The organism is Paenibacillus sp. A3 (assembly GCF_001399685.1).
Classification (GTDB): Bacteria; Bacillota; Bacilli; order Paenibacillales; family NBRC-103111; genus Paenibacillus_G.
The window spans coordinates 19,999-43,585 of sequence record NZ_JTHN01000080.1 but is presented as its reverse complement, the minus strand read 5'-3'; the positions used below and the strand labels follow the sequence as shown (position 1 = coordinate 43,585).

Annotated in this window: 25 protein-coding genes; 15 read left to right on the top strand and 10 right to left on the bottom strand. The window is 56.1% G+C overall.

The window, feature by feature from the left end; all coding sequences use genetic code 11:
- From QJ48_RS12050 to nadE, 9 genes are all read left to right on the top strand, one after another.
- A partial coding sequence (locus tag QJ48_RS12050; RefSeq protein ID WP_157261610.1) for a potassium-transporting ATPase subunit C occupies positions 1 to 331 on the top strand: 331 nt, incomplete at its 5' end.
- 21 nt (positions 332 to 352) lie between these two features.
- Positions 353 to 1,600 (top strand): DUF445 domain-containing protein, encoded by a 1,248-nt coding sequence (locus QJ48_RS12045; protein WP_054973842.1) that lies wholly within the window; start codon positions 353 to 355, stop codon positions 1,598 to 1,600.
- A 29-nt stretch (positions 1,601 to 1,629) separates the two neighbouring features.
- Positions 1,630 to 3,963, top strand: coding sequence for a universal stress protein (locus QJ48_RS12040; RefSeq protein ID WP_054973841.1), 2,334 nt, complete (start codon positions 1,630 to 1,632; stop codon positions 3,961 to 3,963).
- Between the two features lie 27 nt (positions 3,964 to 3,990).
- Positions 3,991 to 5,019 carry a MerR family transcriptional regulator gene (locus tag QJ48_RS12035; RefSeq protein ID WP_054973840.1) on the top strand — a complete coding sequence of 343 codons (1,029 nt, stop codon included), beginning with the start codon at positions 3,991 to 3,993 and terminating at the stop codon, positions 5,017 to 5,019.
- Positions 5,020 to 5,245: 226 nt separating this feature from the next.
- Complete coding sequence (locus QJ48_RS12030) at positions 5,246 to 5,641, top strand: hypothetical protein (protein ID WP_157261609.1); 396 nt, start codon at positions 5,246 to 5,248, stop codon at positions 5,639 to 5,641.
- A 58-nt stretch (positions 5,642 to 5,699) separates the two neighbouring features.
- On the top strand, positions 5,700 to 5,837 hold the full coding sequence (locus QJ48_RS38065; RefSeq protein WP_193394431.1) for a hypothetical protein: 138 nt from the start codon (positions 5,700 to 5,702) through the stop codon (positions 5,835 to 5,837).
- Positions 5,838 to 5,862: 25 nt separating this feature from the next.
- Positions 5,863 to 6,291 (top strand): DUF3905 domain-containing protein, encoded by a 429-nt coding sequence (locus tag QJ48_RS12025; protein ID WP_054973838.1) that lies wholly within the window; start codon positions 5,863 to 5,865, stop codon positions 6,289 to 6,291.
- Positions 6,292 to 6,393: 102 nt separating this feature from the next.
- Entirely contained in the window at positions 6,394 to 6,828 is a 435-nt protein-coding gene (locus tag QJ48_RS12020; protein ID WP_054973837.1) for a BrxA/BrxB family bacilliredoxin, read from the top strand.
- A 189-nt stretch (positions 6,829 to 7,017) separates the two neighbouring features.
- On the top strand, positions 7,018 to 7,827 hold the full coding sequence (gene nadE / locus QJ48_RS12015) for an ammonia-dependent NAD(+) synthetase (protein WP_054973836.1): 810 nt from the start codon (positions 7,018 to 7,020) through the stop codon (positions 7,825 to 7,827).
- A gap of 47 nt (positions 7,828 to 7,874) precedes the next feature.
- Here nadE and thrS read toward each other — a convergent pair whose 3' ends face one another.
- The 3 genes from thrS to QJ48_RS12000 all read right to left on the bottom strand — a co-directional run bounded on the left by thrS (position 7,875) and on the right by QJ48_RS12000 (position 12,435).
- Positions 7,875 to 9,791, bottom strand: a complete 1,917-nt coding sequence (thrS, locus tag QJ48_RS12010; RefSeq protein ID WP_054973835.1) for a threonine--tRNA ligase — start codon at positions 9,789 to 9,791, stop codon at positions 7,875 to 7,877.
- A 570-nt stretch (positions 9,792 to 10,361) separates the two neighbouring features.
- Entirely contained in the window at positions 10,362 to 11,768 is a 1,407-nt protein-coding gene (locus tag QJ48_RS12005; RefSeq protein WP_162238486.1) for a cell wall metabolism sensor histidine kinase WalK, read from the bottom strand.
- Entirely contained in the window at positions 11,758 to 12,435 is a 678-nt protein-coding gene (locus QJ48_RS12000; protein WP_054973833.1) for a response regulator transcription factor, read from the bottom strand. The genes QJ48_RS12005 and QJ48_RS12000 overlap by 11 nt, the downstream gene beginning before the upstream one ends.
- A 324-nt stretch (positions 12,436 to 12,759) precedes the next feature.
- Between QJ48_RS12000 and QJ48_RS11995 the strand changes: the two genes are divergently transcribed.
- From QJ48_RS11995 to acpS, 4 genes are all read left to right on the top strand, one after another.
- The gene (locus QJ48_RS11995; RefSeq protein ID WP_157261608.1) at positions 12,760 to 13,479 is read left to right on the top strand and encodes a hypothetical protein; all 720 of its coding nucleotides are present in this window, start codon (positions 12,760 to 12,762) and stop codon (positions 13,477 to 13,479) included.
- Positions 13,480 to 13,703: 224 nt separating this feature from the next.
- Complete coding sequence (locus tag QJ48_RS11990; RefSeq protein ID WP_054973831.1) at positions 13,704 to 14,051, top strand: ferritin family protein; 348 nt, start codon at positions 13,704 to 13,706, stop codon at positions 14,049 to 14,051.
- Complete coding sequence (locus tag QJ48_RS36835; protein WP_157261607.1) at positions 14,036 to 14,185, top strand: hypothetical protein; 150 nt, start codon at positions 14,036 to 14,038, stop codon at positions 14,183 to 14,185. The genes QJ48_RS11990 and QJ48_RS36835 overlap by 16 nt, the downstream gene beginning before the upstream one ends.
- Positions 14,186 to 14,325: 140 nt before the next feature.
- Positions 14,326 to 14,757 (top strand): holo-ACP synthase, encoded by a 432-nt coding sequence (gene acpS / locus QJ48_RS11985; protein ID WP_054973830.1) that lies wholly within the window; start codon positions 14,326 to 14,328, stop codon positions 14,755 to 14,757.
- Between the two features lie 78 nt (positions 14,758 to 14,835).
- On the opposite strand, the gene QJ48_RS11980 is transcribed toward acpS, so the two are convergent.
- The 3 genes from QJ48_RS11980 to QJ48_RS11970 all read right to left on the bottom strand — a co-directional run bounded on the left by QJ48_RS11980 (position 14,836) and on the right by QJ48_RS11970 (position 16,813).
- Positions 14,836 to 15,213 carry a cytochrome c gene (locus QJ48_RS11980; RefSeq protein WP_054973829.1) on the bottom strand — a complete coding sequence of 126 codons (378 nt, stop codon included), beginning with the start codon at positions 15,211 to 15,213 and terminating at the stop codon, positions 14,836 to 14,838.
- On the bottom strand, positions 15,210 to 15,806 hold the full coding sequence (locus tag QJ48_RS11975; RefSeq protein ID WP_054973828.1) for a hypothetical protein: 597 nt from the start codon (positions 15,804 to 15,806) through the stop codon (positions 15,210 to 15,212). Before QJ48_RS11975 ends, QJ48_RS11980 begins: the two co-directional genes overlap by 4 nt.
- 152 nt (positions 15,807 to 15,958) lie before the next feature.
- Positions 15,959 to 16,813: an AraC family transcriptional regulator gene (locus tag QJ48_RS11970; protein WP_054973827.1), complete on the bottom strand. Its 855-nt coding sequence runs from the start codon at positions 16,811 to 16,813 to the stop codon at positions 15,959 to 15,961.
- Positions 16,814 to 16,987: 174 nt separating this feature from the next.
- Here QJ48_RS11970 and mutY point away from each other — a divergent pair, with 174 nt between their 5' ends.
- Positions 16,988 to 18,121 carry an A/G-specific adenine glycosylase gene (gene mutY, locus QJ48_RS11965; protein WP_054973826.1) on the top strand — a complete coding sequence of 378 codons (1,134 nt, stop codon included), beginning with the start codon at positions 16,988 to 16,990 and terminating at the stop codon, positions 18,119 to 18,121.
- A gap of 438 nt (positions 18,122 to 18,559) precedes the next feature.
- Here the strand turns inward: mutY and QJ48_RS11960 are convergent, their stop codons facing one another.
- The 4 genes from QJ48_RS11960 to QJ48_RS38670 form a co-directional block, all read right to left on the bottom strand.
- Positions 18,560 to 19,243, bottom strand: a complete 684-nt coding sequence (locus tag QJ48_RS11960; protein WP_054973825.1) for a Crp/Fnr family transcriptional regulator — start codon at positions 19,241 to 19,243, stop codon at positions 18,560 to 18,562.
- Between the two features lie 228 nt (positions 19,244 to 19,471).
- Positions 19,472 to 20,086 (bottom strand): superoxide dismutase, encoded by a 615-nt coding sequence (locus QJ48_RS11955; protein WP_054973824.1) that lies wholly within the window; start codon positions 20,084 to 20,086, stop codon positions 19,472 to 19,474.
- A gap of 81 nt (positions 20,087 to 20,167) precedes the next feature.
- Positions 20,168 to 20,404 (bottom strand): hypothetical protein, encoded by a 237-nt coding sequence (locus QJ48_RS11950; protein ID WP_237762880.1) that lies wholly within the window; start codon positions 20,402 to 20,404, stop codon positions 20,168 to 20,170.
- Between the two features lie 144 nt (positions 20,405 to 20,548).
- A complete protein-coding gene (locus QJ48_RS38670; RefSeq protein ID WP_157261606.1) occupies positions 20,549 to 21,403 on the bottom strand; it encodes a hypothetical protein in 855 nt (284 codons plus the stop codon).
- A gap of 173 nt (positions 21,404 to 21,576) precedes the next feature.
- Here QJ48_RS38670 and QJ48_RS11940 point away from each other — a divergent pair, with 173 nt between their 5' ends.
- Positions 21,577 to 23,412 carry a S8 family serine peptidase gene (locus tag QJ48_RS11940; RefSeq protein WP_054973822.1) on the top strand — a complete coding sequence of 612 codons (1,836 nt, stop codon included), beginning with the start codon at positions 21,577 to 21,579 and terminating at the stop codon, positions 23,410 to 23,412.
- Positions 23,413 to 23,587: the final 175 nt, after the last annotated feature.

Here is a 23,587-nt window from a genome sequence, read left to right as displayed (position 1 = left end):
GAATAACTATGCGCCGTCGAATCCCGAGCTGCTGAAGCGGACGCAGGAATCGATCGAGGCCTGGAAGACGGCCAATCCGGGCGTCTCGGTAAGCGAGGTTCCGATCGACCTGCTGACCAACTCCGGGTCGGGTCTCGATCCGCATATTTCCCCGAAGGCAGCCCAAGCGCAAGTGCCGCGGATCAGCAAGCTGACGGGGATCAGCGAAGCGGACCTCGGACAGTTGGTGGAGCGCCAAACGGAAGGGCGGGATCTCGGCGTATTCGGCGAGCCTCGCGTCAACGTGCTGAAGCTGAACCTGGCGCTTACCGAAGTGATGAAGAAAAAGTAGTGTAAAAGGAGCTGTTGTGTCTTGTCCGGAAAAGCCAAACATACCGCCGCCGTGTCGCTCGGCGTCATGGCCGCGGGATTCGCGGCGACGATACCGTGGGCGGATCAAACGTGGGTTCGCCTACTGCAAAGCGGATTCGAAGCGGGACTTGTAGGGGGGCTGGCCGATTGGTTTGCCGTTACCGCCTTGTTCCGCCATCCGCTGGGCATTCCGATCCCGCATACCGCGCTGCTGCCGAATAACCGGCGGCGGGTAACGGAAGCGCTCATTACAACCGTCGAGCAGGAGCTGATCAGCAAGGAAAGCATCCGCAGCAAGCTCGCCGGGCTGAAGATCGTTTCGCGCGGGCTGAAAGCGGCCGAACAGGTTTTGGAATCCGACAAGACGCAGCAGAGCATCGCCGTATTGTGCGAGCGGCTGCTGGACTATATCCCATGGGATCGTATACCCGCGCTGCTGGAGAAGGAAATCCGGCAGCGCATTGACGCGTTGGAGGCCGCACCGGCTCTCCGCAAAGCGCTGGATCAAGTATACCAGCATCAGGGTGAGGAGAAGGCGCTCGATTTTCTGCTGGATTTGGCCGAGCAGCTTGTTCTGACAAGAGAAACGCAGCACCGGCTTGGCGCGATGGCCGCGCAGGCGATGCATGGGCTTCAGACGAACGGATTTATGCAGCTCGCGGTTAATGCGTTTCTCGGCTTTTATAATGAAGAAAAGCTTGGGGCGATGATCCAGCAGTTTGTATGGAATGCCATCCGTGACATGAAACGGCAGGGGAACAAAAACCGGCTGGCGCTGCTGGCGGAGCTGCGCGTCCGGCTGGAGCGTTGGCTGGCCGATCCGGAGACGGAGGATACGTTAAACGCTTGGAAGGTCCGGCTGTTGGATAACTTGGACCTCACCGCCCGGACGGAGCGATGGGTGGAGCAGCTGAAGGAGCGGCTGGTGGAAACGGTGCGCGCGCCGGAGTTTGCCCAGCGCTATGCGATTCCTTTTCTGAAAGAGCTGCTGCATCGGATTCGGGAAGACGAGCAGGGCATAGAGAAGCTGGAGCAATGGGTCCAGGAGCAGCTTGGCCGCTGGGTGGAGGCGAACCATTCCAAAATCGGCGCTTTGATCCGGGAGAATGTGGACCGGTTCGACAATGAGACACTGATTGCATTAATGGAAGATAAAATCGGAAGCGACTTGCAGTGGATTCGGGTCAACGGCGCGCTATGCGGGTTTTTGATCGGATTGGTGCTGGGAACGGTCAAAATGTTCGTCTGACGCCGTGGGAGAAGAGAGGCGAACTCAGGATGGGGACGGAAACGTTCAAGCGAAAAACGCCGGAGGAAATTTTACGGTCCATCTCCAAGCTTCATCAAGGACGGCTTAAAGTGTATATTGGGGCCGTGAGCGGGTCGGGGAAGACGTATCACATGCTCCGGGAAGGACAGCTGCTGAAGGAACAGGGGATCGACGTTGTCATCTGCGCCGTTTCTACGATGCAGCGGCCGGAAACGGTGCGGCAGATCGGCGATTTGGAGCGGGTGTCCAGCATCCATTGGCAGAAAGATGGTATAGATAAGAAGGATTTGAATGTGGAAGCGCTGACCGAGCGCAATCCCGAAGTCGTGCTGGTGGACGGCTTGGCGCACCGCAACCGCGAAGGGGCTCTTTATCCGACACGGCTCGAGGATATCCGGTATCTGCTCAGCAAGGGCATCAGCATCATTACGACGGTCAATGTGTACGAGCTGGAGGGCGCAACGGAGCTGGCCCAGAAGCTGACCGGCATCGAGGTGCGGGAGACGGTGCCGTCCGACACGCTGGAGCTGGCGGACGAAGTCGTGCTGATCGATGCGACGCCGGAGATGATTTTAAGCCGCGTCGAGGAAGGCAGCGTGAAAGCGCAGAAGGGCGCGGGCATATTCAAGCGGGGCAATCTCGCGGTGCTTAGGGAGCTGGCGCTGCGGCTCGTGGCGGAAGGCGTCAACGATTCGCTGGAGAAGCACCGCGAAGAGCTCGGGCTGATCGGACCGTCGGGTGCGGCCGAACGCATTCTCGTATCCGCCCAATATCACTGGAACGGCTCGATTTATGTGCGGCGGGGCCAACAGATTGCCAAGCGGCTGAACGGCGACCTGCTTGTCGTCGCTTTTGTTGATCGGAAGAAGGACCTATCCAAAGAAGAGGCGGCGTTCAAGCGGTCGATGGTGAAGCTGGCGGAGAAGGTCGGCGGGGTATTCGAGGAGCTGCCGCTGTGCGGGCGCCGTTCCTTACCCGGCGTGCTGGTGAACTATGCGCTGGCGCATCGTGTAACGCGCATCGTCCTCGGGCACTCCAAGCAGACGTTTTGGCAGGAATTATGGCAGGGATCGATCGTGCACGATATGCTCAAGCGGACGCGCAATGTCGATATTTTTATTGTGGCGGACCGGGCGGCGCATGAAGGCGAGCGTATTCTGCCGACCAAGCAGACCAAGCGGCAGAAAGCGTCCGATCTGTACCGCCGGCTCAGCTCGGATGAGGTCGAACGAGAGATCGCGCAGCTTCGCAAAGGCCGGTTCAAGGTGTACATCGGCGCAGCTCCGGGGGTTGGCAAGACGTATACGATGCTGCGGGAAGGCAACGATCTGCTGAAGAGGGGGATCGGCGTGCAGATCGGGCTGCTGGAAACACACGGCCGTAAGGAGACACAGGCTCAGATCGGCGGGCTTCAGACGATCCAGCGGCAGGTGATCGATTACCGCGGCACGAAGCTGGAGGAAATGGATACGGACGAGATCATCCGGCGCAAGCCCGAGGTCGTACTGGTCGACGAACTGGCGCATACGAATGTGCCGGGCAGCAAAAACAAGAAGCGTTACGAAGATGTGATGGAACTGTTAGCGGCAGGCATTTCGGTCATCTCCACGCTGAACGTGCAGCATCTGGAAAGCTTGAACGACGCGGTGGAGAAGCTCACCGGAGTTCGTGTCCGGGAGACGGTGCCGGACCATATTTTGCGCTTGGCCGACGAAGTTCAATTGATCGATGTCGCGCCGCAGACGCTTCAGCAGCGTATGAGAGAGGGACGGATTTACGCGCTCGACAAGGTGGATCAAGCACTCGGTCATTTTTTTCGTACCGTGAATTTGATTGCGCTGCGGGAGTTGGCTCTGCGCGAAATTGCCGACGACGTGGACGAACGGCTGGAATCGTACGAGCGCAAAAGCTCGCTTCGCGGTCCGTGGCGCAGACAGGAATCGATCTTTGTCTGCGTAGACGTGACTCCGGAGGCCGAGCGGTTGATCCGGCGCGGCTTTCGTATCGCTCATCGGCTGAAAGCCGTATGGCATGTGGCCTATGTTCAGCTCGGCAGCGGGGCGCAGAGCAGCGAGCTGTCCGCCCGATTGGAACAGCTTCGCAAGCTGACGGAGCGGCTCGGCGGCGTATTCGAGGTGCACCAGGCGGAAAATCGGCGGCGTCTGCCGGAAGTGTTGGCTGCCAAGGCCGATGCTTGTCAGGCAACGCAGCTCGTTATCGGCCAATCCAGCAAGCCTTCCTGGAAGGAAACGATACAGGGCTCGGTCGTGAAAAAGCTGCTTCGCCGCTCCCGGCATATCGATGTGCTTGTCGTAGCGGATGCGGAGACCAATCCGGGCTGATCTGCGGGAAAGGAGACGTTTAACAGGATGAAAATTCAAGAGCTGGCCCGGCGGCTGAACGTCTCGACCCGGGCAATCCGATTTTATGAGGAAAAGGGCCTCCTGTCGCCCGCCAAGCATCCGGACAACGGCTACCGCCGGTTTACGGAGGAGGACGCTTGGCGGCTGCAGACGATTCTTGCGCTGCGGGAGGCCGGCATTGCCGTAGACGATATTCGCACTGTGCTGGAGCGAACAGACCGGGCCGAAACGGACGAGGTTCGGCGCTATTTGGAGCTGCAGCGCTCGGCTCTTTACGGCCAGTGGCTGGAGCTTCGGGAGACGCTTGCCCTGTTGGACGGCATGATCGAGCGGACAGAAGACGAGCCGGAATCGCTTCGGCACCGTTGGCATGCGCTGGCGGAACGGGCCAAGGCACGCAAAGCGATTCGCGATTCATGGGCCGATCTCTGGAACTTCGATGCGCTGTCGGAGCAATGGGAGTTTAACGGCAGTGCCGGACTGGCGCCGCATGTACCGGCGGAGCCCGCTTATTCGCGCATATTGGCCCAGGCCGCAGAGCGGGTTGCTCCGCAGCCCGGCGAATGGGGACTTGACATCGGAACGGGCACCGGCGGCTTTGCTTCCCGCTTGCTCGTAAGCGGCGTGCGCATGGTCGGTATCGATCAATCCGCTGAAATGCTGAGGCGATGCCGTATGCAATTGCCGTCTCTGGAGACGAGGATCGGCAATTTGCTATCCGTTCCGTCGTTTGACGGACAATTCGATTTCGTCGTTACGAGCTTTGCGTTCCATCATTTGACGGAAGCGCAGCAGCCGCTCGCGCTGGCGGAGATGGCCCGGGTATTGAAAGCGAAGGGGCGCATCGCCATCGTGGATTGGATGGATGCTCCGGGTGACCTGTATGCGGCAAGCGGAACGGCTCCCGGCGAAGAGCATTATGCCGAATCGCAGCGGTTGATTGCTTGGTTTCAGACCCATGGATTTCATGCGGAAACCATGAGCTTGGACCAAGCCTCTGTCTGCTTGGTGCTTGCGGTCCGCACTCCGTTATGAACCTCCTGTGTACCAGTCTATCCTTAATCCCTCCAATTGTTCCAAATAACACACATTCTTCCCGAGCCGGAAGAGTCATACTCGCTTAGAAAGCGGTAAACCTGCGATGGCCGGAGGGATGCTGTCGACCAGCCTAAAAAATCAAAAGTCTTCTTCCATTTACGAACCCGCCCTTTTTGAACGGTGAAGCAAGAAGAAAAAGGGCATACCGAACGGATCCGGAAAATTGAACGATTTATTGGCTCGAACAGCAGGAGTCGGGCCGGACATTTTTCGTTTTCCGGGAGGTTCTGACAATCATTTGAGCCGCAAAGCGGGCAGACGTCACAACATGGCGAAAATTGCCCGGGAAATGGCTAATATTGGATATCAGTATTTCGATTGGAACATGGGTTCGACAGATGCCGCCGCAGTTACATTACCAAAACAAGATATATTGGCATCCGTACGGTCGAACAGCCGCGGGAAAAATCAAATCATCGCGCTCATGCACGACGACGGCCATAAGACGACCACGGTGAGGCGCTCCCGGATGCGATCGATTGGTGAAAAAGCAAGAATACCAGCTCGAGACATTATCGAAATCCTCTTTTGTTTTCAATTTTTGCATCAGCCCGGCTAATTATTTTGGCAAAGCCTTCACATACTAACATCATCATGAAGGGAGATGAATCTGCGCGATGGCACAACAGCAATCGGGATCTGGAGATTCCAAGGAACAAAAGCGGCAGGCAAACGCCAATCAGGCCGGAGCCGATAGTGATGCAGCCGAAACACGGAATAAAAAACTGAACGGTCCGAACCGTCCGTCCACCTGAACGGGGCAGAGGAGAGGCACAGCTCATGAACGATAAGGAAAATCGGGATAAAAACGCATCGTACGAGCAGGTCGATACCGACATTTCGTATAACGCCAAGAACGATCCGGAGCTTGATCCTTTTGAAATTAATTTTCGTCAGGAATATCATCAAAAACGGGGTCCGCGCGAGGCGTTCGTGAACGAATACGGCGTGCTGATCGGAGATCACATATACCAATCGGAGCAATCCCCGCTAGAACAATGGAGCGATGAGACCGATCCGGCCATCATGTCCGGGGACCAATGGGTGCACCCGTATAAAGACGTAGGCTTTCAAACGACGGAAAACCGCGAGCTCTTCGAGCAGGGGATCGTGCCGCAAGGCTACCCGTTCATGCACTCGGACAAAGATGTGGCCTACAGATCGTATCCGAGCGGCGAGCCCGACGAGAAGGATGCCGATAAAAGCTAGAGAAGTTGGTAATAATGCCTTGCTTTCGACCCGTGCCGTTGTATAATGGACATAGGAAACTTTATATACCTTTATGTTAGTTCAAAGGAGTGAAAGCTTAACATGTCCATGTCATTTGAAGCATACATGAGAGATATGGTTCAGCCGATGAGAGACGAGTTGACGCGCATCGGAGTTACCGAGCTTCGTACGCCGGAGGAAGTATCCGAGGCGCTCGACAATATGAAAGGGACCGCTCTGATCGTGGTCAATTCCGTATGCGGCTGTGCCGCCGGCCAATGCCGTCCGGGCGTGGCCAAAGCGCTGCAGAACGAAGTGAAGCCGGACCACCTTTACACGGTGTTTGCGGGCCAAGATAAAGAAGCCACGGCCAAGGCGCGCGAATATTTTGCGCCGTATCCGCCGTCCTCGCCTTCGATCGCGCTGATGAAAGACGGCCAATTGGTCCATTTCATCCAACGCCATCAAGTAGAAGACCGTTCCGCCGAAATGATCGCCAACGATTTGATCGGCGCTTTCGAAACATACTGCAAGTAAGAGGCTAATCCTCCTAACGACTCCTGCCGGCGCTTGAAGCGTCAGGCGGGAGTTTTTGTAATTTCCGGATCGTGTTATAATGTAACCAAAATTGACAAGCGGAAAGGCCGGATGGCCAGAAGTTTAAATGTAAGCGGCTGTCCGGCTTCCGCAAGTCGCGACTATTCGCGTGGAGAGGTGTGGAGAACGATGAGTCTGCAGCAGGACATTATTGCAAAGCTTGGCGTCAAACCGGTGATCGATGTCAATGAAGAGATTCGCAAACGGGTCGATTTTTTAAAAGAATACGTGCTTAAAGCAGGTGTCGACGGGCTTCTGATCGCCATCAGCGGCGGGATCGACAGCGCCGTGGCGGCGGGCTTGTGCAAGCGGGCTACGGACGAGCTGACAGCCGAAAAAGGAAAGGAATACAAAACGGTCGGCGTGTTTCAGCCTTACGGGGAGCAGGCGGACATCTCCGACAGCTACGCTACGGCAGAAGCGTTCGATTTGAAATATCGCATCGAGACGAACATCGGGGAAGCGGTCAACGAGATCGCGCTCGAAGCCGAGTACGGACTGAAATCGATCGGCGTGCACAAGCACTTGAGCCGCGGCGGCAAAGGGAATGTCAAAGCCAGAACGCGGATGGTCGTGCAGTACGCGCTTGCGTTCGAGCTGAATCTGCTCGTGGTCGGTACGGATCACGCGTCGGAGGCGATTACCGGCTTTTTCACCAAGTATGGCGACGGCGCCGTCGATATTACTCCGATGAGCAGTCTGAACAAACGCCAGGTGCGGCAGCTTGCCCGCGAGCTGGGCGTACCTGCCAGCGTGCTGGATAAAGCGCCTACCGCCGGCCTTTGGGAAGGGCAGACGGACGAAAACGAGCTCGGCATCACTTACGACGACAATAGCGATTACTTGGAAGGCAAAACGATTTCGCCCGAAGCCCAGGAGAAGCTGGAAAAGCAATATTTGAAGACGGAGCACAAACGGGTGCCGATTCCAGGCATTTAGCAAAAAAGCATGCTTGCCCTACACGGGTAGCATGCTTTTTTATCATGTTAAGCTTGCTTCGCCTGAATTTCCCGGCGCAGCCGTTCCGCAAGCTCCTGCACTTGCATCGGGCCCAAATCGCCTTCGCCCCGTTTACGGACGGCGGCGGTGCCGGAGCTTTGCTCGTTCTCGCCAAGGACCAGCATATACGGCACTTTCTCAAGCTGGGCTTCGCGGATTTTGTAGCCGAGTTTCTCGCTGCGCAAGTCGGCTTCCACCCGGATGCCCGCTTCGGCAAGCGCCTTTTTGACTTCCATAGCGTACGAATTGTACACGTCGGAGACGGGCAAAAGCTTGACCTGCACCGGCGACAGCCAGAGCGGGAACGCCCCGCTGTAATGCTCCGTCAAAATCCCGATGAACCGGTCGATCGAGCCGTAAATCGCGCGGTGAATGACGACCGGACGGTGCTTTTGATTGTCTTCGCCGATGTAGGACAGGTCGAATTTTTCCGGCATTTGAAAATCGAGCTGAATCGTACCGCACTGCCAGCTTCGTTTGAGCGCGTCCAAAATGTGAAAATCGATTTTCGGCCCGTAGAAGGCTCCGTCCCCTTCGTTGAGGCTGTAGGCGATTCCCCGGCGCTCCAGCACGCTGCGCAGCGCCGTTTCCGCCTGATCCCACAGCTCGGCGGAGCCCATCGAATCCTCGGGCCGTGTGGACAGTTCAATCTTGTATTGGAAGCCGAACACCTTGTACATCTCGCCGATCAGGTCGATGGCACGGCCGATTTCTTCTTCAATCTGGTCGGGGCGGACAAACAGATGCGCGTCGTCCTGGCAGAAGGTGCGCACGCGCATCATCCCGTTCAGGGCGCCAGAAAATTCGTGCCGGTGCACCTGGCCGAATTCGCAAAGCCGGATCGGCAGCTCCCGGTAAGAATGGAGCTCGTTTTTATAAATAAGCATGTGGCCCGGGCAGTTCATCGGCTTAAGCGCGAACTTCGTCTCGTCCACCTCGGTAAAATACATGTTCTCCCGGTAATGGTCCCAATGTCCGGATTCCTCCCACAGCCGCTGGTTCATCATGAACGGCGTGCGGACCTCGTCGTAATCGTTCGCCGCTTGCTGCTCGCGGGAGAAGTTCTCAAGCACCGTGCGGATCGTCATCCCTTTTGGCAAAAAGAACGGCATGCCCGGCGCTTCCTCGGAGAACATGAACAGCCCGAGCTCTTTGCCAAGCTTGCGGTGGTCGCGCTTTTTGGCCTCTTCCAACAGATGCAAGTGCTCGTCAAGCTCCGCCTTCTTCGGAAAAGCCGTACCGTAGATGCGCTGCAGCATCTTGTTGTTGGAATCGCCCCGCCAGTAGGCACCGGCGACGCTCAGCAGCTTGAATGCTTTGATGCGGCCCGTGGACGGCAAATGAGGCCCGCGGCACAGATCGACAAACTCGCCCTGCTCGTACAGGGAAAGGACCGCCTCGTCCGGTAAATCGCGAATAAGCTCCAGCTTGAGCGGATCCTCCAAAGCTTCGAACGTTTGCACGGCCTCGTCCCGGCTGACGACGCGTCGGGCAATCGGCACATTTTCCCGGACGATCCGCTCCATTTCTTGTTCAATCGAGGAGAGGTCGTCGACGGATAGCGGCTTTTCGATATCGATGTCGTAATAAAATCCGTCTTCGATGACGGGACCGATTCCCAGCTTCACAGTTTTTTGTCCGTATAGGCGTTTAATGGCCTGAGCCATCAGATGCGCCGTGCTGTGACGGTATACCTCCAAGCCTTCTTTGCTGTCGAGCGTCACAATTTCAACCGAAGCGTCCGCTTCGATCGGTCGGTTCAGGTCGACGACCTTTCCGTCGATTTTGCCTGCTACGGCTTGTTTTTTCAAGCTGGGACTGATGGATTCGGCCACCTGCTCGATAGTTGCTCCTTTTTCGTACTCCCGGAACGAGCCGTCCGGCAGCTTCACTTGAATCTTCATGGTTTTCGTCCTCCGTTTCCGGTCAAATGGGATGTGAACGCAAAAAAACGCATCTCGCCCAAAGGGACGAGTGCGTTCAGCTCGTGGTTCCACCCTAATTCGACCGGCTGCCCTTCGCGTCATGGCTACTGCCAGAACGAAAGAAATCACGCCGGACCTCATGGCCATCCGGTAACGGGGATGAGACGGTGCGCTTATTTTCGCGGTCGTCGGTAAGGATCGCAAGTTCAGCGTCACGGCTGCAAAGGGGTAATTCCATGCCGGTCGCTGGAGGAGCTTACAGCCGGGACTCCTCTCTCTGTGCAGCCCTTGCAGAGAATCGTGTCTTTGGTCATTGCCTGATGTTTCAATATTCTAACTTCTTCACGAGCGAAAAGTCAAGAGGGATGAACCAAAGACTCGGGGATATCAAAAAGTGATATTTTCTCAGACGAGCTCCGGATCGTTAAAAAATGCTTGACAGAAACGTTCTAAGCACCTCAGTTTGCGTTGCGGTCTGTGAATATTTTTAAGATCAAATCATTGTCCAGTCGTGGCACCGATTTTCAACCGGAACTCGTGGCAACAGCTTTACCGCTCAGAGGGAGGAAGCATATCCGTCATTTCCACTCTGAACACACTGCCTTCCCCCGGCCTGCTCTCCACGCGTATCGTCCCCCTGCATTCCTCTACAATATGCTTGGCGATGGCAAGTCCGAGCCCATGTCCGCCCATCTGCCGCGAGCGTGATTTGTCCAGTCGGTAAAAGCGATCGAAGATGCGCAGAAGCTCTTCTTCCGGGATGCCCACTCCCGTATCGCGAACCTCCAGAACGAGTTTTCCCCCCAACGGCGCGGCCTTGTGAGCGACTGTTAGTTTCACGCTTCCCCCGGCAGCGGTATATTTGATTGCATTTTCCAGCAAAATGACGAGCAATTGTACGATTTTCTCCTGATCCAGACATACCCGAAGTTCATCGGGGGCTTCAAGCTCCAGCTTGATCTGCTTCGCCTCCGCCAGTACGCTTATCTTGTCCGCCGTTTGGACAGCTACGCCTGCAAGGTCGAACCACGCGTTATGCAGCACCGCCTGCCCCGAATCTCTTCGGGCCAGCAACAGAAGGTTCCCGGTCAGCCGGATCATACGCTGCACCTCATCCTTTATGCCTTCGAGCACCCGCTTTTCAAAGGAATCGTTTGTAAGTCTGTCCTCGATATGCAGCGTTTCGATGGAGGAGAGCAGTACACTAAGCGGTGTACGAAGCTCATGGGAAGCGTCGGCTACAAATTGCTGCTGGCGCATGTAAGCCTGACGAATGGGGATCATCGCCTGTTGTGACATCAGCCGACTAAGCCATACAACCAGTGCCTGAAACAGTAATGCAACGCCTAGCAGCACAGCCGGCAGCCATTGCAGAAGCTGTTTCTGGAAATCAACATTCTTGCCCGCATACAGGGTGCCGACCAGTTGCCCGTCGCGGTAAAGCAAACGGCTGCCCGCCATGTACATTATTGTTTGCCGGCGATCGTTTGCCTTCCGGAGATGAGGGAGCGGCTCGTCATAGGTTAGCAGTTCGACCTTTTCGAGGGCCGAAGCGGGAAGCGCTCCCGTGCGAATCAAGTCAAAAACCTGAGCGCGCAGCTCTTTTTGAATTTCAGCGCCCGTTACCGTATTGCCCAGCGTGTCGATGATATAGTAGAAAGCCTGATCGGCGCTCAGCTCAAAGGCGCGTTCACCGGGTTTATCGAACTTCTTATTAAGCGCCTCTGCATACAGCGGCCCCTGAAGCGCATGAATCTCCGTGTCCAGCAGTTTATTCAGTCTTTGCTCCTGATCGTTCCAAATCAGGATATACAGCAGTGTGTAGACGATTGCGATAAAAAGGAATAAAAGCAGGCTCAACAATGAGCTGTATTGCAGCGTGAGCCTGAACTGCGTTCTGCCGAACAGGTCGTTGCCGAACAAACGCTGGCGCCACTTGTGCAGGTTAGGCTTCAATTTTATAACCGACCCCCCATACATTCTGAATCCAGTTCGAGTGTGGATCGATTTGCGACAGTTTTTTGCGGAGAAGCTTGACGGTAGCGTCAATCGTTTTGAGCGTGACTTCCGTATCAATGCCCCAGATTCGATCCAGGATAAGCTCACGCGACAGTACGCGGCCTCTGTTCTTCAGCAGCAAATCCAAGAGCTGGAACTCCTTGAGCGATAGCTGCACTTGGTTTTCACCGCAGACGACAAGATGGCTTGTGCGATGCAGTTCCAGTTCGCCCATCCGGCATATCTCTTCCAGAAGCGGAGTAAAACTTCGCCGTCCCAGCGCTCTGAGCCGAGCCATCAGTTCATCGATTTCGAACGGCTTGACCAGATAGTCGTCGGCTCCCCCGTCCAGTCCCTTTATTCGATCTTGTACCGAATCTCTGGCGGTCAGCATCAGAATGGCACCCGTGTAGCCGTCCAGACGTAATTGCTGGCAGACCGTTCGTCCGTCCATGCCTGGCATCATCCAGTCAAGCACCAGCACGTCATAGCTGGAGACGCTGGCGTAATCATAGGCTTCTTCTCCGTTGGTGACCCAATCCACAGTATATCCTGCTTTCTTTCTGAGCAAGTGGGCGGTCAGTTCTCCCAGCCGCTGCTCATCCTCTGCGAGCAATATTTTCATGAGCTGCGCCCCCCTCGATTTTAGATTTCGTTTATTTATTTGTTTTAGTATAAAGGGTACAAGAGAATAAAGAAAAAAGAATGAAAATGGAGCCGTCTTGATTTCACCCTTTTTTCACTCCGGGCGTCTACAGTTGAACTCAGAAACAACTACCACGCTCTGCGAAAGGATGATTTTGAAACCATGAACAAATCGAACTTCTTGGAAAAGAAAACAAGTAAGCTGCTGATCGGGTCTTTATCCGCCGTCTTCTTGCTGGGTGGAACCGCCGCTGGCTTCCCTGTTGTCCAGGCCGAGACCGCCAATTTCACTGTCGATGCTCCCATGTCCGTCTACACGGATACCTACAGTACGCTCGCGCCTGCGCCGGTTCTGCCGCAGCCGGACCTCCTTTCTCCGCCTGCGGGTCTGCCTCCGATGCCGCCCGGCCCGGGCCACGCCGGGCGGCATCGGGCGGTGCTCCTGGAAACGCTGGGGATGTCATCCAGTGAGTTGCAGGAAGCCCAGCGGGCGGGTCAATCCTTGGCCGAAATCGCCGCGAGCCGGGGGATTGATGTACAGAAGATCGTTGATCTGACGGCGCAATCGCTGACGGCAAGGCTTGACCGGGAGCTGGCGGACGGGCATATAACACGGGATCAATACAATTCCCGTTTGAATGAAGTTGCTGAACGCGCCGCTAGCACTGTGAAACGCACGCCTCCTCAGCCTCCTGTACCGGGCGAGCTTGAACCGGACTTCGGCCCTGGTCTGAAGCATGTAGACAAAGACGCTCTGCTGTCGACGCTCGGCCTTTCCTCGGACGAGTTGAGAAACTCGCTGCAGAACGGCCGCCAGTCGCTGGCCGATGTGGCTGCGGCGAAAGGCGGCGATGTACAGAAGGTGATCGATCTGGTGGCCAAGGCGTTGAGCAGCAGACTCGATCAGGAACTGAGCGAGAAGTTGATTTGGAAGGACGAATACCAGACGCGCAAGCAGGAGGTCGCCATTCGGGCAGCCGATGCCGTGCAGCATAAGCATCTCCATCACCCTGGTCGCCCATAGTGACCAGATAACGTCTTAGCCGCCATCGATGTGAAGCTGAGCCAAGAAGCCTTCGACCTCCACGCAGTCCGTGGTATCGAGGGCTTCTTGGCTAACCCGTTTTTTCAACGGCGGAGGAAGTGGAGCAAAGGTGGGTTAAAGCGGGATGGCGGCGGCAGCCCATACCTCCTCCCGAATGGGTGAATATCATGGATCAAGGCAGATGTTGGAGAGGAGCGTTTATCATGGCCTATTTTATGGAAGACCTGTATGTTTACAGAAGCTATCCCCCGCAACCCGCAGGTTACGGCAGCGATCAGCAAAACTTCGTTCTCGGTATGATTCTGCAGTCGATCTCGGGGGAAAAGCAGGATGAGTTATTTTATAATTATTTAATTCGCCAAGCGCCGACGGAGCAGCAGAAACAAGTGATTGCCGGAATTCGGGACGATGAACGAAAACATAACCGGATGTTCCGCAGCATGTACACCCAGCTCACGGGAAGAATACCTGCGGTTACGGAGGCCAACGTCCACTTCGAGGAGCCGGCAAGTTATTTGGACGGCATCGAGAGGCGTTGCTCGGCGAGCTGAAGGCGTTCGAGAAATACCGGACGATCTACTTGAACATACGTCCCGAGTTTCGCAGCGCCGTATTTGAGATTATGACGGACGAAATCAAGCATGCGGGTTATTACAACTGGCTGTACGCTAAAAATAAGCGCTGAAAAGCTGCTTGAGGTCTATGAAAATCGTTTGCTGCGCGCCTTCTTGAACTTGTCCTTCCAATCGGATACGATAAAGCCAAACGGAGTACGACGGACAACTGCGGACATACTGATAGAGGACGAGGAGAGGAATAACGGCTATGATTATCGGCATCGGTACCGATGTGTTGGAAATTGAGCGAATGCGGAAGATTCTGGGGCAGGCATCGGGCAAACGCTTTCTGGAGCGGGTGTTGACGCCTGCAGAGCGGGAGCTGGCGGCTGTAAGAGGCGGGAGGCTGGCCGAGTTCGCAGCCGGGCGTTTCGCTGCCAAGGAGGCGGTTGTAAAGGCGCTCGGCTGCGGAATCGGAAAAGAAGTAGGATTTCAGGACATGGAAGTGCTGCCGGACGGGAAAGGCAAGCCAGTATGCCGGTTGTCGGAGGCGGCTTGGGAACGGTTAGCCGCGTGGATGCCGGTATTCCAACCCGTATCGGGAGATACGCTTCTCATTCATCTGAGCATCACGCATAGCGAAACGCTGGCGATGGCCTATGCCGTGGCGGAGCGAACCGCAGCCAACCCATGGACCTGATGACGAAACAGGCAATTTGCACAGGAAAGGGCTGCTTTCCTTACCTGTGCATTTGGAGTGGCAGGTACAGGAAGCGGCTTATTTTTTGCTTGCCAGCCATTCGGCCAGCGCCGCCGTTTCCTCCGGCTTCAGCTTGCCTTGAAAGCCAGGCATGCCGCCTCCGCCTTGTTCGATCTGCTTCACGATCTGTTCTTTGGTCATCCGTCCGCCGACCTGCTGCAGGTTGGTTTTCGGTCCCATGCGGCCTTCCAGATTGCTTGCATGACAAGAGAGACAGTTCTGCTTGTAGAGCGTCTGCACCTGCTCGGAAGAGCCAGCCATGGCCTGTTCCGCCGTGAGGCCGCTTTCCTTCTTGCCGCCGCCGAACGGGTCGGGGCTGTTTGCTGTGCATGCCGTTACCGTCGCCAAAACCGTCAAAGCCGCTGCAGCGACCGCCCATTGCTTCCATCGTTTCATTGTGCATTCATCCCCTTGTCTCGCATACGAATCATCGCGCCGAGCGTAACCATACTGAGGCCGCCGAAGCCCCCGATCAATACAGGCGCATAGCCGAGATACATCCAGACCACTGTAATCGTCAGCGCAAGCATCCACGCCCCGAACGCCCCGAGCACCCAGCCCAATCGCGGGGAAAGGGCAAGATAGGCGGCTGTAAGCGCGAGCCCCTTCAGTACCGGCCAATAGAACGGATCGATTCCTATAGGACCGCGCGTGAGCAGCCAAACGACCGCGACGGCCGCCGCTGCAACGAGAAGCGCGCCCAGGAAGCCGCTCTGCGTCGGGCGTTCGGCGGACGAGCGCCTCCGGCGGAGAAAGACCGCCGCCGTAAGGAGGAGCGCAACCAAAAAGATGACAGGCTGCAGCAGCTCCCAATCCCGCCATTGTCCGAGAAACGTTACGATGGCCGCCACCATCCATGCCATTCCCCAAATGTATAAATAAGCCGAATAAGGGGCCGCCGCCCTCCAAGCCCGCGTTTCGGCAGACAGCTTGTCTGTCCTTATCCCGCCGACGCCGATGGGGCTTCCGGCCGCATTCGCTTGTTTCATCGATATCGCCTCGCTTTGCCGAACGTTGCAAAAACCGCCGATTTTCCCGAAATTTCGGCAGTATTTACAGGTAGCGTACACCTTTCAGGGGGCGAAAGTCAAACCTGGCGCGGACTTGGCAGACACCGTGCGTCCAGCGCGTTCCGCGGGTATTATTTTGCCGGCGTGAACCGGTGTTTTTTGGCATATTCACGGGGGGAGAAGCCGGTCACCTTCTTGAAAATGCGGCTGAAATAAAACTCGTCCGCGTATCCGACGCTGCCCGCAATCGATTTCAACCGGTAATCCGACAGCACCAGCAGCTCCTTGGCCCGGTCTACGCGCAAATGCGTAAGGTAATCGATCGGGCTGTAGCCGATGTATTTTTTGAACAGGCGGGAGTAGTGGCTCACGCTGAGTCCGGCCATTTGCGCCAGCCCTTCGAGCGTGAGAGGCTCGCGGTAATGTCCGACCATGTAGTCCTGCGTCAGCTCGATCGCCGCCGTCGTATCGCCGGTGATTTTCTGCGCGCGGAAATCGGCGACCAATGTCAGGAAAAACTCCTGAAGCACAATTTTACGCCGCATGGCGGTCATGTGCCCCCGACGCTTCCACAGCATGTGGAGCTGTTCCATCAAATAAATAAGCTGCGGCGTATTGGTAACCGTGTACATCCCCTCGAGCGGAAACCGCGCCTCGGCGGCGCTGCGGGAAATCCACTGTTCCTTCTCCTCGTAAACTTCCGTATAATGAAAACGTAGAAAATAGTATTCGAGCGGCTGCTCGGGATCGGTCGTGCGTTCGACGATCATGCCGGGGGCAAAGCAGAACAGCTTGCCGGGCTCGGCAGGATAATGCGTGCCGCCTATCGTAAAGGTGCCCTTGCCCTTGATGATCAGCCATACGGAGTGGTACTTGATCGTCCGCGGCTTCTGGCGCCAGTCGGGCTCGCATTTCTGATGACCGACGAGGAAAATCGAAATGACCAGCTTGTTCAGGCGCGAGGCCAGCTCTCCGGGAGTCAGCATCGGCGTCCGTCCTTTCCTTCTTGAGTTAAGGCCATCATAAGCTATATTTAAAGCTTCGCTTCAACCTTGGTAAACGTCATATCTGTCCTTGCAAAAAAAAGCCGTACAGCCGTTTATTCGGGGGTATTGATTTCCATTATATCCCGAAAACGTGTGCAAAGAGAAGGAGATCTTATGTCCAGTTCAGAGCAAAAGCAGTATTTCTCCACCGAGCTGTTATCCTGGTACCGGCGGCACAAGCGCGATCTGCCTTGGCGGCGCAGCCGGAATCCGTATCATATTTGGGTATCCGAAATCATGCTGCAGCAGACCCGGGTCGACACCGTCATTCCTTATTTTAACCGGTTTATGGATAAATTTCCGACCGTTGAAGCGCTGGCCGAGGCGCCTGAGGACGAAGTGCTGAAGGCTTGGGAGGGGCTCGGTTATTATTCGCGCGCCCGCAATCTGCAAAGCGCCGTCCGCGAGGTGCAGGAGCGTTACGGCGGCGTCGTGCCGGACACGAAGGAGGAGGTGTCCTCGCTTAAGGGCGTCGGCCCTTACACGACCGGGGCGATTCTAAGCATTGCCTACAACAAGCCCGAGCCTGCCGTAGACGGCAACGTGATGCGTGTGCTGTCGAGATATTTTTTGATCGAAGACGACATCATGAAGGGGAGCACCCGCGTCAACATGGAGAAGCTCGCGCAGGAGCTGATTCCGGAAGGGGCGGCCGGCGATTTCAACCAAGCGCTGATGGAGCTCGGCGCGCTCGTCTGTACGCCCAAGTCGCCGAGCTGCCTGACCTGTCCGGTCATGGCGCATTGCGCGGGACGGGCGGCCGGCATGGAGGAGTCGCTGCCGGTGAAGACCAAGGCGAAGCCGCCGCGGCCGGAGCGGCGATACGCCGTAGTGATCGAAGGCGCGGCGGAGCACGCCGGCCGGGTACTGATCCGCCAGCGGCCGGCCGAAGGGCTGCTCGCGCGCCTGTGGGAACTGCCGCATGCGGCAGTTCCCACAGCGCCCGCAGCCGCAGAGGCGCGCGGCGAAGGCGCAGACCCCGCCGCGGCCCATGCCGCGCTGGCGGCGCATCTGGCCGGGGACGGCCTCGGGCTCGGCCCGGTCGGCTGGCTCATGCAGGCGGAGCACACGTTCAGCCACATCCGCTGGGAGATGGACGTGTACGCCGGCCGCCTGGAGGAAGCCTCCGCGCTGCTGCTGCCCGTGCCGCTGCCGCCCCATTATCGCTGGGTAAACCGTGAGGAGATGGAGCAGTACGCGTTTCCGAACGTCTTTTTGCGCATCCTGAACGCGTATTTTGGCCGGTAATAACAAAAAGCACTCCCTTGAGATGTTCAGGAGAGTGCCCAGCCTTCTGTTATTTATAGGGATTGTAGATAAACATCGCTTCGTTGCCCATCATCAGGTGATACATGAAATAGAATAGCGGCGAGCAAAGGATCACAAAGAAGAGAATTGCCACTAGCAGAAGGCCGCTATTCCGCTGCTTCGGTTCATTTGTTTTCAGGTTTGCCATACGCTCATAACCCCTTTTCACATTTTTTTTGCTTTTCACGATGTCTTTATAGTTGAATTATAGGAAATACGGCCGGATGCGTAAGTGATGTAAATCACGCTTTTCTTTTCCAAATGTGAAAGAAAAATGGCAATGTAAAAAATGACATAGACAGCCCGGATCAAATGAAAAACGCCAACCTGGAAACGAAGGTCTTCCCTTCATCCCGGGTTGGCGTTTCTTGCGATGATCTAGTAAATCTGTTTCTTCATCGCTTGGATGTCTTTGATCAGAATATGCTTTTTGTCGATCGCGATGTGCTCGTCTTCCTGCAGCTCCTGAAGCACCTTCGTCACTGATTCGCGCACCGTGCCGACCATGTTGGCCAACTGCTGATGCGTCAGCTTCATATCGATAAACATGCCGCCGGCTTTCGGCTGGCCGTATTCCTCCGCGAGCCGGCAGATCGTTTTGATCGTGCGTGTCCGGACGTCGAGGAACGTCAGGTCGTATATTTTCTCGTTCGCTTTGCGCAGCCGCTCCATGGTCACTTCCATCAGCTTCAGGCACAGCCTGGGGCTTCGCTCCATGAACTGCTGAAAATCCGAACGCATCAGCGTATACAAGGAGCAGGCTTCCAGTGTTTCTGCCGTCGCAGAGCGCTTGAGCCCTTTTTGGACCAACGACATCTCCCCGAAAAAGTCGCCTTCCCGGAACAACGATAGAATAATTTCCTTGGAATTGTCGATTCGGTAAATTTTGACGACACCGGAATGAATCAAATAAAATTCCTCGCCGACGTCTCCTTCGAAAAACAAAATGGTCCCTTTTTTGAATTTCCGTTCCACGAACAGAGGAACGATCGTCTCCAACTCGGCCACCGACAAATCTTGAAACAGCGGCACATCATGCAGGAGAGTGATCAGTTTGCTCATGAGTCTCACTCTTTCCCGATCAAATATGTTGCGTTTTTCGGTCACGGTTTCCGTTTTCTCCAAAATTCGCCTATTTGTCTATCATACTACGTTCCGGCTTCGGGGGAAAGGGGCCTTCGATATACCTGTCGGGCAGTCTTAGAGGACGTGGTTCGGGCGATACATGCCGAGGATAGAAAAAGGACTGCATAGAGGAGAACCTCCGCAGTCCTTTGCGGGCAAAGCCGATTATTTCACAGCCGCTTCGTAACGTTTGCCGACTTCGTTCCAGTTGACAACGTTCCAGAATGCCGCGATGTAGTCAGGGCGTTTGTTTTGATATTTCAAGTAGTACGCATGCTCCCATACGTCCAGACCGAGGATCGGTGTTTCGCCTTCCATGATCGGGCTGTCTTGGTTCGGCAGGCTGTACACTTTCAATTTGCCGTCTTTGGTCACAGCGAGGAAAGCCCAGCCGGAGCCGAAACGGGTCGTAGCCGCTTTAGCGAAGTCTTCTTTGAACTTATCGAAGCCGCCCAGTTCGCTGTTGATCGCGTCAGCCAGCTTGCCGCTCGGAGCGCCGCCGCCGTTCGGGCCGATCGTTTCCCAGAACAAGGAGTGGTTCGCATGGCCGCCGCCGTTGTTGCGGACTGCGGTACGGATGCTCTCCGGTACGCTGTTCAGATCGGCGATCAGGTCTTCCACGCTTTTGGATTGAAGATCGGCATGGCCTTCAAGCGCAGCGTTCAGGTTCGTAACGTATGTGTTGTGGTGACGATCGTGGTGGATCATCATGGTCATTTCGTCGATGTGAGGCTCAAGCGCATTGTTCGCATAAGGAAGTGCCGGTAATTGGTGTGCCATCTTCTATCTACCTCCTGAGGATATGAGATTTCCAAGATTTATTATCGCCTATTTTCCATATAAAATCAACATTTATGTATATTAAGTGTTCGTGGCAGGGGCATCCTCCCCACGAAACCGTTCGCCGCCGCGGTGCTCGATCTCGTGGATGATCTGCCCGAGCATGGCGGTGCCTTGAGCGTTCAGCCAAGGGGACAGATCGCTCATGACCCGTTGATGGTAATGAAGCTCCTCCGACGTCCATTTCGTCATCTGCACATCGTTCAGTTCGTCAATCCGGCGCATAATACCGGATTTCGTCGTCGCCTCGTTTGTCATCGTTTTCCTCCTCCAATGCAATCCGAACGATTGCCGCATGATATTGCATCCGTCTGTGCAAAGCCAAAGATTACCGGATTATCGTTTCACGCCGCTCGGACTTTTATGCAAAAGAAAAAAGGAGGCAGTTGTGCCTCCCCGAGCTTAACCCCCACTGCTTGAACTGGAGCTCCCGATCCCGCCATGCCCGCCGGAGCTTCCCGAAGAGATGCCGCTGGACGAGCTGGATGAGCTTGACGAACTGGAGCTTCCTTTCGAGCTGCTGCTTATCGAAGACCCGGACGAACCGGAAGATGCCGACGAGCCGGATACCGATTTGCCCGGCGTACCTGCAGAAGAGGCGGATGAGTCGCCGCTAGCCGTACCCGAGCTGCCGCCGCTCTTAACGCCGGAGCTTGAACCGGACGAAACGGAGTCTTTCGTGTTGAAGCTGCCTGTTCGTCCGCTGGTTGTCGGCGCAGGCGTTTTTGTCGGTTCCGGCGTACTCTTGGGCGGGGTGGCCGCCGCACTGCCGCTTCCTTGCGGCTGGACGGCATTGCCGCTTGGCTTCGTGACGGTTGCCGGTGGGGTAGCGACCGCTCCGTTCGATCCCACAGCGGATCGATGGTAGTAAGTGTTGCCGCCGTAGAAATAGGCGCTGCTGCCCGAACGGTTGATGCGTCCGCTGCCGTCGTCGCATTCATCGTCGTTGTTATCGTCCCGGCAGTAGTCTGCCGACGGAGCGGCTGCTGCACCAGCTGCCGCGCCGGCTGCTGCACCTGCTGCGGCTCCGATGCCGGCGGCAGCTCCGGCGCCGGCCCCAGCTCCCGTGCCGGTCGCGGCCGGGGGCGGATTGATCCCGCCTTGAGGCCGCGGAGCAGGTTGCAGCGGGGCATTCGCAGCCGGAGGCGAAGAGCATCCGGCGCTTGCAGCCAAGGCAGCCGCTACAAACAGGCTGATCAGCTTCTTATTTCCCGCTGCCGATGAAGCGTTCGGATTGGAGGGCTCATGCTTGTTCATCTTGATTCGCTCCCATTCTAAGGAAATTACCAATTAATACGAAACGGTTACATCTAATGTTTCGGCAAAATTCGCAATCTTTCATTGCTGAAACTATTTTTTTCGTCATATACTAGAGTGGTAAGTTTTAGTAGAGTTGTCAACAGGGAGATTGCTGGGGGGAGCAAATGCGGATGAAGAAGCGATGGCTTCACGTAACGTTAGCGACGGCAGTGATGCTGTCGCCTTTTTTGGCTTGGAGTTCGGGAAAAGTACAGGCAGCGGAGGGAAATTTGGGTGCACGGTCCTCGTCTCCGCCATTTTCAATGCCGTCGTCCCTCGCAACTCAGCCGGCAAACGTAGTTTCCGGAAAAGTGTGGGTGAAATACAAGGAGCAAGCCCGGAGCGAGGGCTCTGCCGGACTGCTTGCGGCCGGGGGTTCGGATTCGTTCGTCGAAATGCCGCTGGCGCCGGGAGAGAACGTGCTTTCCGCTGTCGAACGCTATAAACGAGACCCTGCCGTGGCGGCAGCCGAGCCCGAATATTTGCTGCAATACGCCGATCCGGCGGTTACGGAGGTGCCGGGTCAGGTCGCAAGCAAGGGCGGTTCGCCGACCGTGACCTCCTCCATCTATCAACCGAATGATCCTTATTATGTGAACGGGAGCCAGTGGGGTCTCAGCGTAACTGAGATGACCTATGCCTGGGAGCGCGTGCAGGACAGGTTTTCGATCCGTATCGCGATCGTCGATTCGGGTGTGAATCCGCACCATCCGGATCTCGCCGGGAGCTTGGAAGCGGGCTATAATGCGCTTGACGAAGGCCAGCCTCCTGTCGACGATTCGGGACACGGTACGATGGTCGCCGGGATCGCCGCAGCCGTAACCAATAACGGTATCGGCATAGCCGGAGCGGCCGGCGGCGCACGGATCGTTCCGGTGAAGGTAGGGAAGAAAGACGCCAACAATAAAGACTACATTCCGAGCAGCGCCGTAGCTCAAGGCATCCGATGGGCGGCCGACAACAAGGTAGACGTGATCAACATCAGCCTGGGGATGCCGCAAAACAGCCAAATGCTGAAAGAAGCTGTCGATTACGCCCTGGCCCGGAATGTGGTTGTGGTCGCAGCGGCCGGCAACGAGAGCAACCATTGGCTGTTCGGCGAGCCTGCCGATTTTCCGACCCGTCTGGATAACGGTTACAGGAAATTTGCCTGGACCGTCTACCCGGCGCGCTACGAAGGCGTCGTCTCCGTAGGCTCGGTTACCCGCGTGGCGAACAATGCGTTGACGATTTCCGATTTTTCCAATATTGGAAAAATAACAACGGTTGCGCAGGGAACCGGCGTGTACTCGACGGCGCTGTCCGGCGGCTATGCCAGCGGTGCCGGGACCTCTTATTCGTCCCCGATGGTTGCGGGACTGGCCGCTTTGCTCAAAGCTCAAAATAAAAACTTGAGCTCGCAGGACGTGCATCATATTTTGTATGACAGCAGCCAAAAGCTGGATGTACCGCCGATATCGGGATATTATTTGGGGACATATTACTTTCCGAAGCATCAAGATTATTACGGCGGAGGGCTGATGAACGGCAAGCGGGCTTTTGCAATGCCGCGTCTCCGTATGACGGCAGCGCCGGAGCCGGACGGGCGGCACGTCAACTTGACGGTAAGGGCAGAGGACGATAAAGGGGCCCCGCTTCGGGGTCTGTCCTCCGAAATTGCAGTGACGGTAGATTACGCGGATCGATATAAACAGAACAAAACCGTTTCTTTGGTCAACGGGGAATGGAACGGTCCGGTCGAGCTTTCCGTGACCGACGACGTTTACGATATTATGATGCCGTCGAACGCACCGGCATTCACGGACCGTGAGGCCGTCAGCGACTGGGCCAAGGATTCGGTAGGACGGGCCGCCGGGTTGGGCTTGCTGGAAGGCAACCCGGACGGCTCCTTCGAGCCGAATAGACAAGCGACGCGGGCCCAGGCCGTGACGGTTCTGCACCGGCTCTTGGATCAGATGGAGAAATAACGCTCCTGCGAGCAGCTCGCAGGAAAAGCTCCCCGAAGGCAGCGGATGCCGGAAGGGAGCTTTTTCGCCGTTGACCGGAGATTGCACGATTTGCAAAGAACAGACAATAAACGACCCGAACTTTTTGCAAAGGGTTAAAATTAAGCGCTTTCAGGAGAAAATTAAAAAAATATGA

Coding starts and splice junctions, on each gene's coding strand:
- QJ48_RS11955 (WP_054973824.1), bottom strand. CDS start 20,086: ATGGCACACCAATTACCGGCACTTCCTTATGCGAACAATGCGCTTGAG.
- QJ48_RS11990 (WP_054973831.1), top strand. CDS start 13,704: ATGGCCTATTTTATGGAAGACCTGTATGTTTACAGAAGCTATCCCCCG.
- QJ48_RS11970 (WP_054973827.1), bottom strand. CDS start 16,813: ATGCTGACTCCCGGAGAGCTGGCCTCGCGCCTGAACAAGCTGGTCATT.
- QJ48_RS11995 (WP_157261608.1), top strand. CDS start 12,760: ATGTCCGTCTACACGGATACCTACAGTACGCTCGCGCCTGCGCCGGTT.
- QJ48_RS11940 (WP_054973822.1), top strand. CDS start 21,577: ATGAAGAAGCGATGGCTTCACGTAACGTTAGCGACGGCAGTGATGCTG.
- thrS (WP_054973835.1), bottom strand. CDS start 9,791: ATGAAGATTCAAGTGAAGCTGCCGGACGGCTCGTTCCGGGAGTACGAA.
- QJ48_RS12020 (WP_054973837.1), top strand. CDS start 6,394: ATGTCCATGTCATTTGAAGCATACATGAGAGATATGGTTCAGCCGATG.
- QJ48_RS11950 (WP_237762880.1), bottom strand. CDS start 20,404: ATGACAAACGAGGCGACGACGAAATCCGGTATTATGCGCCGGATTGAC.
- QJ48_RS38065 (WP_193394431.1), top strand. CDS start 5,700: ATGGCACAACAGCAATCGGGATCTGGAGATTCCAAGGAACAAAAGCGG.
- QJ48_RS12025 (WP_054973838.1), top strand. CDS start 5,863: ATGAACGATAAGGAAAATCGGGATAAAAACGCATCGTACGAGCAGGTC.
- QJ48_RS11980 (WP_054973829.1), bottom strand. CDS start 15,213: ATGAAACGATGGAAGCAATGGGCGGTCGCTGCAGCGGCTTTGACGGTT.
- QJ48_RS12040 (WP_054973841.1), top strand. CDS start 1,630: ATGGGGACGGAAACGTTCAAGCGAAAAACGCCGGAGGAAATTTTACGG.
- QJ48_RS11960 (WP_054973825.1), bottom strand. CDS start 19,243: ATGAGCAAACTGATCACTCTCCTGCATGATGTGCCGCTGTTTCAAGAT.
- nadE (WP_054973836.1), top strand. CDS start 7,018: ATGAGTCTGCAGCAGGACATTATTGCAAAGCTTGGCGTCAAACCGGTG.
- mutY (WP_054973826.1), top strand. CDS start 16,988: ATGTCCAGTTCAGAGCAAAAGCAGTATTTCTCCACCGAGCTGTTATCC.
- QJ48_RS38670 (WP_157261606.1), bottom strand. CDS start 21,403: ATGAACAAGCATGAGCCCTCCAATCCGAACGCTTCATCGGCAGCGGGA.
- acpS (WP_054973830.1), top strand. CDS start 14,326: ATGATTATCGGCATCGGTACCGATGTGTTGGAAATTGAGCGAATGCGG.
- QJ48_RS12000 (WP_054973833.1), bottom strand. CDS start 12,435: ATGAAAATATTGCTCGCAGAGGATGAGCAGCGGCTGGGAGAACTGACC.
- QJ48_RS11975 (WP_054973828.1), bottom strand. CDS start 15,806: ATGAAACAAGCGAATGCGGCCGGAAGCCCCATCGGCGTCGGCGGGATA.
- QJ48_RS12035 (WP_054973840.1), top strand. CDS start 3,991: ATGAAAATTCAAGAGCTGGCCCGGCGGCTGAACGTCTCGACCCGGGCA.